The sequence below is a fragment of the Algoriphagus sp. AK58 genome, assembly GCF_014324365.1.
In the GTDB taxonomy this organism is placed as follows: Bacteria; Bacteroidota; Bacteroidia; order Cytophagales; family Cyclobacteriaceae; genus Algoriphagus.
In genome coordinates this window covers 60753-73491 of the sequence record NZ_QEIG01000002.1, presented here as the reverse complement: position 1 = coordinate 73491, position 12739 = coordinate 60753, and the positions used below count along the sequence as shown (strand labels likewise).

Here is a 12739-nt window from a genome sequence, read left to right as displayed (position 1 = left end):
AAACAAGGTTTTTTTCTGAACTTATTTCCATGAAGGAAAAACATGACTGGAGTCAAATCGTCAAAGAAAGTGCAATACTGGCTCCTATTGATCGGATATCGGAGGTTTTGTTTGGCCTGATCATGGTTCTGAGCTTTACGGGTGCCATCAGTGTAGGCACGGATTCACGGGAAGATATCCGCGAATTGCTGTGGGCAGCACTGGGATGCAATGTAGCATGGGGCTTGGTGGATGCCATCATGTATTGGATGAATCTGGTGGTGGAGCGAGGACATGCCATCCGAGTCATCAGGAGCATCCAATCCAACCCAAACCTATCCGAAAACAGGGAATCCTTGAAAAATGAAATAAATCCATTGTTAAGCCGACTGATTCGTCAAGAGGAGTTGGACTACCTCCTGGGCAAAATCAAAGAATTCCCTGACCCCAGTAAACGCTTACTCCTTACCCTTACCGATATGAAGGCCGGCATTCAGATATTCTTTTTGGTTTTTCTTTGCACCCTGCCTATAGCCTTGCCTTTTGCATTTGTCAAAGAGCTTGAGCTGGCAATGCGAATCTCCAATGCAATTGCATTGGTTATGCTTTTCTGGGGAGGCTACCTTCTCGCTCAATTTGCCGGGTTCAGAAAATTCTTTTCCGGACTGATATATGCAGGTATAGGAATCATATTGGTAGCAATCACTATAGCCCTGGGAGGATGAAAAAACTCATTTTCAGTTTGATTTTCGGATTGGTTTGGTACTCAGCAAGTGCACAAGAATCCTCCGAAAAAGAAAAAAAATGGTCGGTCCGAACGGATGGGAATTTCTATTTCTTCGCAGATGACGTCATATTTCTCCCGGTGGTAGCTGCCGACAAAGATCACCTTCACTTAGAGATGAGATACAATTACGAAGATATCAACACCCTTTCCACTTGGGTGGGATATAATTTTTATGGAGGAAACAAACTGGAGTACTTCATCACTCCTATGTTGGGAGCCGTGGTTGGAAATTCAACCGGAATCGCGCCTGGAATGGAAACCTCACTTACCTATGGAAGTTTTGAGTTGTACAGTGAATCCGAATACTTCATTGATTTTCAGGAATCGGAAAACCAATTTATCTACACTTGGACCGATCTGACCTATTCACCCTTGGATTGGCTGTGGACCGGAATCAGCGTGCAGCGCACCCGGCTTTACGAGACGGATTTGGATATTCAGCGCGGGCTTATACTCGGAGGCGGCTTCCAAAACCTGGAATTTACAGGCTATTGGTACAATATGGGTACCGCGGATAATTTTCTTCTTTTTACTCTTTCAGCTAATTTTTGAATTGCAGTGAGGAACTCGCTATTTTCAGGAATGAACCGACTTCCTTTCCTCCTATCCTTTTTTTGGATTTTAATTTCCTGCGAAAGCAAAAATACTCCCGACAAAATAGATCTCGAAGAACTCACGATCGCTGAAATCCACCAAGCTTTTTCTGAAGGAAAATACACGGCAGAGGAGCTGGTTCAGGCCTACCTGACAAGAATTGATTCTTTGGACAGTGCGATAAACTCTATTTCTGTCAGTAATCCGGAGGCATTAGCGATCGCCAAAAAGCTGGATGAAGAATACCAAAAAACCGGAAAACTGCGCCCCCTTCACGGGATTCCGCTGATCGTCAAAGACAACATCAACACCAAAGGCATGCCGACTACAGCCGGCGCTTTGGCCTTGGCGGATTTTTATCCGGAGGAGGATGCTTTTATCATCCAAAAACTGGTGGAAGCCGGGGCGATTATCCTCGCCAAATCCAACATGGCCGAGTGGGCTTTTAGCCCCATGCATTCAGAAAGCTCCACGGTAGGCACTACCCGAAATCCTTACAATTTGGATCATGTACCCGCCGGATCGAGCGGAGGGACAGGAGCAGCTGTCGCGGCAAACTTTGCGGGAATCGGATTGGGTACTGACACAGGAAATTCCATCCGGGGACCCTCTTCTCACAATGCCTTGGTTGGCTTTCGAACCACGTTGGGCCTGGTCAGCCGGGAGGGAATCGTACCACTTTATCTGAGAAATGACGTAGTCGGACCTATGTGCCGGACTGTAGAAGATGCGACCAAAGTGCTGGAGGCCATGGTAGGTTATGATCCCAAAGACCCGATCACTGAATATTCCAAAGGGAAGTCTGAAGGCAACTATCAGCAGTATCTCCAAAAAGATGGCCTAAAAGGTGCTCGAATCGGAGTCTTTAGAACGCTAAGTGAAAAAGACCCCGATCCGGAAATTTCCGCTCTTTTCAACCAATCTCTGAAAGACTTGGCTTCACTTGGAGCCGTGATAGTAGACTCGGTGGAGGTGGAAAATTTCGATTCCTTAAGGAGAAATCAATGGTGCCCGGTTTTCAGGCAAGATGTGGAAGCCTTCTTGTCTGCCTATGTCAAGAGAGATACGATGAAAACCATAGAGGATATCATCCGGGTGAGCACCAAATCTGACTACGCAAGAAATGGGCTGGAAAACTTCCGGGAAAGTCAGCTCCCCGATAATATGGCTCAGGATTGCGGGGATCCATTTACAGACTTAAAGCGAATTGCCTTTCGGGAGGCCATCGAAAAAGTAATGGATTCGCTGAAGTTGGATGCATTGGTTTATCCGAGCTGGAACAATAAGCCGGCGAAGATTGATCGTTTTCAAGAAGACTACAAAGGAGACAACAGTCAAATCATCGCTCCTCATACCGGCCAACCTGCATTCACTGTTCCCATGGGATATACCTCGGGAAATCTCCCGGCTGGAATTCAGTTTCTTGGAAGAATGTGGTCTGAGCCTATTTTGATTAAATTGACCTATGCTTTCGAGCAAGGAACCCAACATCGAAAGCCTCCATTACTGGTAAAATAAATCCTAGCGCCGTGGGCCACCATCATCACACTCACAATTCAGGAAAAAACCTCCGGACAGCCTTTTTTCTTAATCTGGCTTTCACCGTCTTGGAGCTTGTCGGTGGATGGTATGTCAACAGTGTGGCTATTATTTCGGATGCGGTTCATGATTTGGGGGATTCCCTTTCGTTGGGCACCTCTTGGTATCTGGATAGGCTTTCAAAGAAAAAAGCTACCTCTTCCTATTCTTTTGGTTACCGGAGATTTTCCCTGCTTGGCGCGCTGATCAATGCGATCGTTTTAATTATTGGATCCGTCTTTGTGATTCGGGAGGCGGTCCTCAGAATACAGTATCCGGAAATGTCTGATGAAAAAGGGATGTTCTATTTTGCCCTTTTGGGAGTCGCAGTCAATGGCTATGCAGCATGGAAACTCAGCAAAGGCAAAACCCAAAATGAAAAGGTGATCTCCTGGCATTTGGTGGAAGACGTACTGGGGTGGACGGCTGTGTTGATCGCCGCGGTAATCCTACATTTTTACCCCAACCCTTATTTGGACCCGGTTCTGTCTATGTTGATTGCCTTATATATTCTCTGGAATGTCATCCAGAGATTACGGGACACGACATTCCTGTTTCTTCAGGGTCATCCCTCCGATGTAGACCAAACAGCAATTGAAAGGGAAATTATGGATATCACCCATGTCCAATCTGTTCATCATACACATATTTGGTCCCTGGATGGAGAACACCATGTATTTACTACCCATGTGAAGCTCAAGCCCGTAGGATCATTGGAGGAAATCTTGCATGTAAAAAATGCGTTGAAACAGATCATGATGAAGTATCCATTTGAACACTACACGATCGAAACAGAAATGGAAGGCGAAGAATGTCTGTTACTCAAGGAGGAACATTGTACCCATCATTGAACCGATTTTATTCCTTGATAAATCCGTTATAGGAGATGGTTTCCTTACTGTTGCTTATTACCCTAAGAGAGGCTGATCCGTTTTTTTGAATCGTCAGAAACAGGGAACGCACATCACTGTGGCCGGTGGACTCGATAGTAATATCCCATCCTCCTTTTTTTCGTGGCTTTATCAGAAAATCAAACTCTACCCACTCAAATTTGAGCCCTCCATCACTAGACCCTGGAGTCGCTTGATATGACCTGCCAAAAAATGGCAAATCTCCAAGGATTTTTGATGGACTGACCGATAAGGTATATCCTGGGTCGAGCTGGATCATTCTCCCCCGCATTGCGTTGGCTTGTCTTGCTTCGAAAACAAACGTCTCCGAATCTACTGAAGCCTGGAGCTTTTCTGGATCAGTCTGTTGAGCTTTGGACAGTGAACCCAGGGTGAGAACCAAAAGGATAAGGCTGACAAACTTTTTCATCATACTGTGTTTTGAAATAAAGTTACTCAGACTTTCACGGAATTGCATTCTGAAAAGACCCTCACTTTTCCGGGAATAAACGGAGTAGTTTAATTTTCCAAACTCCTTTGATAATAGTTCTTTAGCTAGCTGACATTAGTCATTTTTTTAGGATAGGTATCCTTCTACCTTAGATCAACAAAGTTGTTGGATTGGGATTCAAATTTTTAAAACAAAGCTTGTATGAAACGATTACTATTGCTTGGGTGGATTATAGCGATATCCGCCGGTGTTGCTCAATCTCAGGTTTTTTCCAACAAAGAAGTCGGCAAGAAAAACGAGCGGGTCATCGATAGTCTAAAAGCCGCTGAATATCCCTATGCGCTTCCCATCTGGGGCGATAAAGCGACCGGAATGGGATTCAATCTTCCGTATTCTGCTGGATTAAGTGTCCAATATTTTATTCAGGAATCTGACTTGATCATAGAAAATCTAATGATCGGATTCAACAACAGTGAAATGTATAATGTGGATAATCTCGTCAGATTCAACAAGGCAGTAGCAACTGCAAGTGCAGTGACCGTCAGGCCTGATGTTTGGCTTTTTCCATTTTTGAATGTTTACGGGATCCTGGGCAAGTCACAAGCTTCAACTCAAATTGGTGCCGGACTTTGGCTTCCTGACAGAGAAAATAACTACAGTCAGGTGCTTTCATTTGACACTCAAGTTGATTTCAAGGCAACGACTTTTGGACTGGGGATGACACCTACCATCGGTGTAGGAGGAGGTTTTATGGCTTTGGATATGAACGTGGCATGGACTGATGTTCCCCAGTTAAAAGACCCTGCCTTTTCATTTGTTTTTGGTCCCAGATTCGGTAAAAACTTTAATCTCAAAAAACCAGGAAGAGCTGTTGCTGTATGGGTAGGAGGTTTTCGGGTTCATATTAATTCCGGGACTGAGGGATCCATCGCTTTGAATGAGGTTTTCCCACCAGGAACTTTGGGGGGGAAAGTGGAAGAAGGATTTGAAAAAGTGGATAATGCCTATACTCAGGTCGATTCCTGGTGGAATGGCCTCAGCCAAGCCGAACAAAACAATCCGATCAACAAGGCCAAATACGAAAAGGCCAATGATATTCTGGACAGAGCGAGCAATATCCTGGTGGCCGCTGAGGGTGCTATTTCGACCATAGAAAGTTCCACTGTGCAATATTCCATGGACAAACGGCCTAAGGACATGTGGAACTTCATTGTCGGTGGTCAGTATCAATTCAGCAAGCACTTTATGTACCGATTGGAGTATGGCTTTTTGGGATCAAGACAACAATTGATGACAGGACTTCAATATCGGTTCGGCCTTTAAGTTTCTCCAGGCACATCCTCTAGGAAATAATGCCTTTAACTGGCGGTCAGGGAAATAACAACCTAGGCCGCCTTTTATTTTTTCACCGACTTGATATAAAGGATTTTATTCAGATAAACTGGATTTTTCCGCTACCTTTTAAGTCTCAATTTTCCTTTGATAAAAGCTATCTTTCGCTTTATCGGTAAAATCTCATGTCGCCTTTTCTCAAACCTTCCATGATCAAAAAAATAATTCAGGTGCTGATTTTAGCCATTTTGGCTATGCCTGTCTGGGGTCAAACAACCGAAAAATTGAAATCCTCCACCCTGGATTTTATTCAGTCCCTTGAGGAACCACAACGTGACTCGGTGTTTATATCATTTCCAGACAGTGCAAGGACCCAATGGACCAACCTTCCCCTCGGTCTTGCACCTCGGGCAGGGCTTCGCTATGGTGATCTTTCTGAGTCGAGCAAAATCGCCTTTCATAAGGTTTTGAGCTCGATTTTCAGTTCACAAGGGTATCTGAAAACTTTTGCCATCATGCAGGTAGACGACATCCTTCATGAGCTTTTTGAGATTCAGTTTCAGCAGGGAAAAGTCAATGAACGGAGCATGGAATTTATCCGAAAGCTGAATTGGGATTACGGAAACTACTACCTAGCCATAGCAGGCAACCCCGAAAATGAGGCTATCTGGGGATTGAAATTTGAAGGCCATCATATCTCCATCAATCTCACTGTGGCTGGAGATCAATTCACGATGACGCCGCTCTTCTTCGGTTCCGACCCGGCAGTCGTGGAGGCTACGCAGTATGCAGGTTTGAGACCTTTGAGCAAAGAGGAAGATTACGGTTTTTGGCTAATCAATGCTTTGGATGAAAGCCAAAAAGCCAAAGCTACCCTAAGTGAAAAAGTACCGGGTGACATCATCACCAGTCCGGATCGCCCCCAATGGTTGGAGGAATTCCAAGGAATCAAAGGCTCTGAACTCAACGAGGGCCAGCAGAAAATACTTCACTACCTGATCGAAGAATACATCGGAAATCTTGACCATCAGAAGGCGGGAGAATACCTCGCCAAATTACATGCCCGAGGAATGAGTGAAGTGTATTTTGCCTGGATCGGAAGCTATGAACCCATGAAACCTCACTACTATATTGTCCACAGCCCGGACTTTCTGATCGAATACGACAACGTCGGCTTCCTCGACAATGCCAACCACATTCACTCGATCTGGAGAGAAAAAGGAAATGATTTCGGGGAGGATATTTTGAAAAAACACCGAATGGAGCATAAACATGAATAGAAAATCTTTTGCTATGTCCATTCGATTATTTGGCTAATATATGGCCCTTTCCGATTGTAGTATTTTTCCCTAAAATGAATTTTGGTAAACCCAACAATCACTTTGGCTTGATGGGCTGAGATAGGTAAATTGATCAAGGCATTAAGACTCGGTTTTTACTTTTCTTTCAAGTCCAAAAGAATGATTCTGGATTCCAGAGTAGCAAAAGGTAATAGAGCGAACTTCTATTTTTCGAGTAAGTTTTGTAGGCAAATTGAAGTGATCTGGCCAACCAAACAGTAAGCTGACCTTTGCGGAAAAACAAGTTCGTATATCGGCCTAAATGGTGGAACACGTTTGTTATGGGATCAAGCAGGGATCTTTCCCAGTGACCCAAAATTTACCTTAACTGAAAAATAAAGCTCCCCAAGAAGATGGGAGCATGGAGACCCGACACCTTTTCTGGTCAGGTAGGTCATTTAGATTTTTCGATTCTGTGATTTGAAACCTGTACCCTGTCAAAAAAATGAAAGTCCAACAGCTTGTTGATCTGGAGTCTCTGGAGGTTTATCACTCCTTTTGGGATCATTACCTCAGAGGAGAGATAGAAGAAATTTCGTCCCTTTTAGGATCATCCTATACCCAAGTAGGAAGCTTGGAAACCGATGATTTTTTCAATAAAAAAGATGCCATTCGGTTTCTTCAGGATACCATTGACCAAATGGCGGGAAAAGTGGAAATGCGAAACCGCCACCTCAGGTTTCAAACCCTTGATCACCTCATCCTCGTCCACGAAAGATGCGATCTATTCGTTTTAGAGGATGCGGATTGGAATTTCTATTCCAAATTGAGAGCTTCCACGCTACTTGAACATCATCAAGAGGGATGGAAAATCATCCATCGTCATTCCTCTTTAACGGAATTGGGAAATCCTATCAGTCATACTACTCCAGCCAAAAAGGTTAAACTGGAAAATCATCTTTTACGGGAAGCTGTCAAACAACAGGCGGCGACACTGGAGCAAAAAAACAAGGATTTGGAAAATGAGGCTGCTATAGTCCGGATACAGAGAAGGGCTATGTCACTGAGACAGTCAAAGGACTTTCATCAAGTGCTAGTAACGTTTTTTGAGGAAATCAACAGCTTGAATATTGAGCGCTTCCAGAGTATGGTGTGGATATTTAATCCTGAGGAACATGCTGTTACTTGTTGGCTAGCTAATCCGGAATCAGAAGTTGGAGTAGAAAGGATTTGCATTCCTTTTGTTGATCATTCTGCATTTGAGGCTTTATTCAAGGCATGGATGGAAAGAAAATCCCGTTTTCATTACGTCGTTTCCGGCGAACTCAAGAAAAGTTGGGACGCGATCCTAGTCTCTGCTAAAGAGAGATCTGGTTTTCCCCTTACTTCCAAAGATGAACTGCCAGGTGGTGATCAGCTTCATTACTATAGTACTGCAATTGAATTTGGACTGGTAATTCTTGTCTTTCCAATTCCTCTTTCAGAAGAAAAAATCATCCTGCTGGAGCGTTTTGGAAGGGTTTTCGAGCAAATCTACACCCGATATGTGGACATCTTGCAGGCAGAAAACCGCGAAAAGGAAGCCATCAAACAGTTTTCATTGGATAGAGTGAGGGCAGAAATCGCTTCCATGAGGAACTCAAAGGACCTTAACCGCATCATTCCCTTAGTTTGGCGTGAGCTCATAGCACTCGGCGTTCCGTTTTTTCGCTGCGGAGTCTTCATCATTAATGAAAAATCAAAAAAAATCCAGGTCTATTTGTCTTCTCCAGACGGACAATCCCTAGGCGTTTTGAATTTGGCGTTCAATTCAAACTACCTGACCCAAAACACTTTGGAATTCTGGAAAAAGGGAAAAATCTACAAAGAGTATTGGACCAAAGATGATTTTGTGGAGTGGATGAGGTCCATGATGGACTTAGGCCAAATCCAAAATCCGGAAACCTACCAAGGTTCCGCTGAACCACCGGAATCGCTTAATCTTCACTTTGTACCATTCTCTCAGGGTATGTTGTATGTGGGAAGTTCAGCCCCTCTCTCAGAAAAAGAGCTTGGTTTGGTCAAATCCTTGGCCGATTCCTTCTCTATTGCATATGCCAGATATTTGGATTTCGAGCGACTTAAAGAAGCAAAACAAAAGGCAGAAAATACCTTATCCGAACTGAAAGCTACTCAATCTCAACTCATCCAATCAGAAAAACTAGCCTCCCTTGGAAAACTGACTGCAGGGATAGCCCATGAGATTCAGAACCCTTTGAACTTTGTCAACAACTTCTCAGAACTGAGCATGGAACTTACAGATGAAATAAACAAAGAGATAGCAAACGGGAATCTGGAGGAAGTAAAAAACCTTGCTAATCAACTCAAAGAAAACCTTTCCAAAATTAAACATCACGGCAAACGTGCGGGGTGTATCGTAGAAGACATGCTCCATCAGAGCAGAAAGTCAGAGGTGAAAAAAGAACTTACTGACTTAAACCAGCTAATAGCAGAATACCTCAGGGTCATATTGGATAGCCAAAAATCAAAAGAAAAAAATGTACTTGCTGACACTCTCCCTGTAGAGGTACATACCGATTTGGATCCCGCACTTCCAAAAATTAATGTTTCACCCCAAGAACTTGGACTTGTCCTTATCCATATGATGATGAATGCCTTTTCAGCAGTCCGCGAAAAGGCAAAAATAAATTCACAACAACAGCGAAAGCGCCAGAATTTAACTAAGTCCGAAAGGTACATCCCCAGAGTACAGATCAAGAGCGAAACCACCAATCTGCCATCTGGTGAAACGATGGTGAAAATTTCAGTTGCTGACAATGGTCCAGGTTTTCCGGAATCAATTAAAGAGCAATTTTATCCGATATTTTTCAAGGGTAAGAAGAAAAAAGAGGAGGATTTTGGATTATCGCAATGTTATGCCATCGTCAAATCACATGGAGGAGAAATGACTATTGATTCAAAAAAAGGGAAAGGAAGCATCTTAAATATCCAATTTCCTTTGCTACAAATCTGAAGAAAGTCCACTCTTGTCTGAACGATGGTATTTACCCATTGCTGTAACAAGTTTTAATCGTTCAAGTAGCTTAAAGCTTAACCATCATTCCAATTAGAAAAACAGCTAAAAAAATGATCAAATAGGATAGCAGGGAAGTCACCGAATATTGAAACTTCTCATAGTGATTTTTCAAGTAAACTGTATTTTTCCTGTGCTGGATAGTGGCTAAAGTGAGGGCTACTAATGCCATAAGCACTAAAAATATCCCTAATTCACGACCAGAAACGAGTTTTAACAAGGGCGCTTTTCCCGATTCAATTCGATTATGGAAATACTCATAAGCACCCACGCCGATAGTAATCAAGGTTAGGCTGGCTCTAATCCAGGCGAGTTGAAGCCTTTCGAAAGCCGTTCTTGTCCGCTCCAATTGAATGGCTGATTTGATTTCTTTTTTCTCTTTTTTACCGGGTTTTATTTCCATCGTCTCCTCCTGAAGAGGGCTCTTGGAATCCACTATTTCCATTTTCTCTTTTCCTGGTTATTCAACCTTTTCCACAATCTGATTTAAAGAAATAATAAATCAGACTCTGAGTAATTGTAGCCTTTTAACTATCAGGAAATTAACTCTAAAATTCAACAAAAGCACGGCAAAAAATTGACGAAGAAGTCTAAAAATAAACGAAAAAAAAGTGCAATACAGAGCAGCATGAATTTGAAGATTTCTATAAGAGTAATTGACCACAAAACCGTGCCCTTTTTTGGGATATCGATTCTGTGGTCAATGAGATTCTTTAATTAACCGGCCTATCCGAAGTTCTGTCGGAAAGCCCTCCTAATCAGGGAACAGGACTGGAATACCGAGGACCGAATTAAGCCAAAACTGGAAATTTTTTGGTATTTCAAGCTACACCTAAATTATACAGGTAAAACCGCTACGAACCAATTTTCTAATTGGTTCCAATCCCAAACAAATCTCCTGGATTCCACACAGGCTTAGCGGGAGTATTGGCAATCGAATAGCTAATCAGGAAATTTAACTGGACGTAGGTTTTAGCCGCAGTGAAATTGAACATCCCATCCATTCCGTCAGCAGCGCGATGGTAGTACTTGGCTCTCCATTCTTTCACAAACTTATCGAGGTCAAATCCCGGAATAGCTGACTTGTTTCCATATTTAATGTGCAAAGCAGGAATTCCGCTGACCACAAAGCTGTACTGATCACTTCGCACGAATCGGTTTTGCTCGGGTTCAGGATCTTTTTCTACGTCTAATCCCAAATAATCTGCTGCAAACCTCACATTTTCCATCAGACTGGAATGCTCCGCACCCAAAGGAACCACGGAAAGCAAGGGAGCAATCACCGTTGGCATGTCTGTATTCACATTGGCCACGATGGATGATTTGGGCACAGATGGATTGGCGGCGAAGTAGGCCGAACCCACTAAGCCCATTTCCTCAGCGGTCACCATCACGATGAGGACCGAGCGCTTCGGCTTTGCTTTTCCATTGACATAGACTCGGGCAATTTCCAAAAGAGACGCCACCCCTGAGGCATTGTCATGGGCACCATTGAAGATAGAGTCACCGTTTTCAGGTCTACCTATTCCCACATGGTCCAAGTGGGCCGAATGCACCACATATTCATTTTTAAGTTTGGGATCAGTGCCCGGAATAAGTCCGATGACATTGTAGCTTTCAAATTCGCTGTGGGTATTGGAGTAGCTGGCAGAAAACAGGTAGGGAAACTCAAATGAGGAATTCTTTCGGGCTTTGATGTCCGCCAACACCTGATTCAGGTTTTTCCCGGAATTCAAAAACAAACCGGTCAGGAATGACTTGCTGCCATTAAGGGCAAAACCCAGATTCCCTACAAATCCCCGACCATAAGCCGTCGTTTTTTCTGGATTCAAGGCCACATTGGACTGAAGCACTGGATTGGAGTTGGAGAAATTCGCTCCCATCGTCACCAGGATAGTTCCCACAGCTCCCTTAGCAATTGCCGTATTCATTTTATTTCCGGGACTGGAAAAGTGAGAAACCAAAGTCGAAGCAGGAATGCCATCCGGAACTCCAGATACAAAGACCACTACTTTTCCTTTTACATCTACTCCCTCATAATCCGAGTAAAGTCCGGGAATATCCACCCCATAGCCCACAAAGACGAGTTTACCTTCACCGGAAGCTTTGGCTGATAAAGGATGGGGAACAGGCATAAAATCCTTTCCAAACACCAGAGAATCTACATTTCCGAAGGGATCTTTCAGCATAGCTTTGGCAGAAGCATTTTCCACTACCGTTTTCCGGAGGAAAAGCTTTTGGGTGTATTGTCCTGGATCACCTCCGGGCTGCACACCGATTTTTTGGTATTGATCGATGACATAATCCACCGCCATCTGATAGCCTTCCGTGCCGGGTAGTCGGCCTTTGAGTTTATCATCTGCCAGGTAGGCAATATGATCTCGGATAGTTAGGGTGTCGATCTGATTCATGGCCTGTCGGATCGAAGCTGGGACTGGGACTTTTTGGGCGAAAGCCTGAAAAGAAAGCAGCGCCACTAACAGGAAACTGAGTTTTTTCATGATAACTATGGGTTACATCTGAATAGGAGGCCCAAAGTATGATTTTTAGCTCAAACCGCCATTTTGTAAAATTTCAAACTTGATCTCTTGAGTTAAAATGGATGTGTTAGGCTTTGGAACAAGAAAGAAAAGCTTCATTTACTTTCCTTGGCAAAACACATCACTAAGTCCTTAAACCTATTAATAATAGACCAAATGAACACTTCGCATCCTTCCAGGTTTGAAATAAAATGGACAATTCAGACAGAGTATGAGTAGGAATTCAACCTTACCT

The 12739-nt window shown here is 43.5% G+C and carries 10 protein-coding genes; 7 read left to right on the top strand and 3 right to left on the bottom strand.

Annotation, left to right across the window (positions count from 1 at the left end; genetic code table 11):
- Positions 1-29 precede the first annotated feature (29 nt).
- The 4 genes from DDT91_RS01395 to DDT91_RS01380 are packed head-to-tail and all read left to right on the top strand — an operon-like array spanning position 30 to position 3789.
- Positions 30-704, top strand: a complete 675-nt coding sequence (locus DDT91_RS01395) for a VIT1/CCC1 transporter family protein (protein WP_187174333.1) — start codon at positions 30-32, stop codon at positions 702-704.
- A complete protein-coding gene (locus DDT91_RS01390; protein WP_187174332.1) occupies positions 701-1318 on the top strand; it encodes a hypothetical protein in 618 nt (205 codons plus the stop codon). Before DDT91_RS01395 ends, DDT91_RS01390 begins: the two co-directional genes overlap by 4 nt.
- Before the next feature lie 30 nt (positions 1319-1348).
- Positions 1349-2878, top strand: coding sequence for an amidase (locus DDT91_RS01385; RefSeq protein ID WP_187174331.1), 1530 nt, complete (start codon positions 1349-1351; stop codon positions 2876-2878).
- Between the two features lie 11 nt (positions 2879-2889).
- The gene (locus DDT91_RS01380) at positions 2890-3789 is read left to right on the top strand and encodes a cation diffusion facilitator family transporter (RefSeq protein WP_187174330.1); all 900 of its coding nucleotides are present in this window, start codon (positions 2890-2892) and stop codon (positions 3787-3789) included.
- 7 nt (positions 3790-3796) lie between these two features.
- Here DDT91_RS01380 and DDT91_RS01375 read toward each other — a convergent pair whose 3' ends face one another.
- The gene (locus DDT91_RS01375) at positions 3797-4258 is read right to left on the bottom strand and encodes a DUF4251 domain-containing protein (protein ID WP_187174329.1); all 462 of its coding nucleotides are present in this window, start codon (positions 4256-4258) and stop codon (positions 3797-3799) included.
- Between the two features lie 222 nt (positions 4259-4480).
- Between DDT91_RS01375 and DDT91_RS01370 the strand changes: the two genes are divergently transcribed.
- From DDT91_RS01370 to DDT91_RS01360, 3 genes are all read left to right on the top strand, one after another.
- Entirely contained in the window at positions 4481-5602 is a 1122-nt protein-coding gene (locus DDT91_RS01370; RefSeq protein WP_187174328.1) for a hypothetical protein, read from the top strand.
- 218 nt (positions 5603-5820) lie between these two features.
- The gene (locus DDT91_RS01365; protein WP_222718573.1) at positions 5821-6891 is read left to right on the top strand and encodes a DUF3500 domain-containing protein; all 1071 of its coding nucleotides are present in this window, start codon (positions 5821-5823) and stop codon (positions 6889-6891) included.
- A gap of 505 nt (positions 6892-7396) precedes the next feature.
- Positions 7397-9904 (top strand): ATP-binding protein, encoded by a 2508-nt coding sequence (locus tag DDT91_RS01360; protein WP_187174327.1) that lies wholly within the window; start codon positions 7397-7399, stop codon positions 9902-9904.
- Positions 9905-9974: 70 nt separating this feature from the next.
- Here the strand turns inward: DDT91_RS01360 and DDT91_RS01355 are convergent, their stop codons facing one another.
- Positions 9975-10409, bottom strand: a complete 435-nt coding sequence (locus DDT91_RS01355) for a YidH family protein (RefSeq protein WP_187174326.1) — start codon at positions 10407-10409, stop codon at positions 9975-9977.
- 424 nt (positions 10410-10833) lie between these two features.
- The gene (locus DDT91_RS01350) at positions 10834-12465 is read right to left on the bottom strand and encodes a M28 family peptidase (RefSeq protein ID WP_187174325.1); all 1632 of its coding nucleotides are present in this window, start codon (positions 12463-12465) and stop codon (positions 10834-10836) included.
- Between the last annotated feature and the right edge of the window lie 274 nt (positions 12466-12739).

Bases quoted from the DNA above. Each gene is read 5' to 3' on its own strand.
- DDT91_RS01395 (WP_187174333.1), top strand. From the start codon at position 30: ATGAAGGAAAAACATGACTGGAGTCAAATCGTCAAAGAAAGTGCAATA.
- DDT91_RS01390 (WP_187174332.1), top strand. From the start codon at position 701: ATGAAAAAACTCATTTTCAGTTTGATTTTCGGATTGGTTTGGTACTCA.
- DDT91_RS01385 (WP_187174331.1), top strand. From the start codon at position 1,349: ATGAACCGACTTCCTTTCCTCCTATCCTTTTTTTGGATTTTAATTTCC.
- DDT91_RS01375 (WP_187174329.1), bottom strand. From the start codon at position 4,258: ATGAAAAAGTTTGTCAGCCTTATCCTTTTGGTTCTCACCCTGGGTTCA.
- DDT91_RS01370 (WP_187174328.1), top strand. From the start codon at position 4,481: ATGAAACGATTACTATTGCTTGGGTGGATTATAGCGATATCCGCCGGT.
- DDT91_RS01365 (WP_222718573.1), top strand. From the start codon at position 5,821: ATGATCAAAAAAATAATTCAGGTGCTGATTTTAGCCATTTTGGCTATG.
- DDT91_RS01360 (WP_187174327.1), top strand. From the start codon at position 7,397: ATGAAAGTCCAACAGCTTGTTGATCTGGAGTCTCTGGAGGTTTATCAC.
- DDT91_RS01355 (WP_187174326.1), bottom strand. From the start codon at position 10,409: ATGGAAATAGTGGATTCCAAGAGCCCTCTTCAGGAGGAGACGATGGAA.
- DDT91_RS01350 (WP_187174325.1), bottom strand. From the start codon at position 12,465: ATGAAAAAACTCAGTTTCCTGTTAGTGGCGCTGCTTTCTTTTCAGGCT.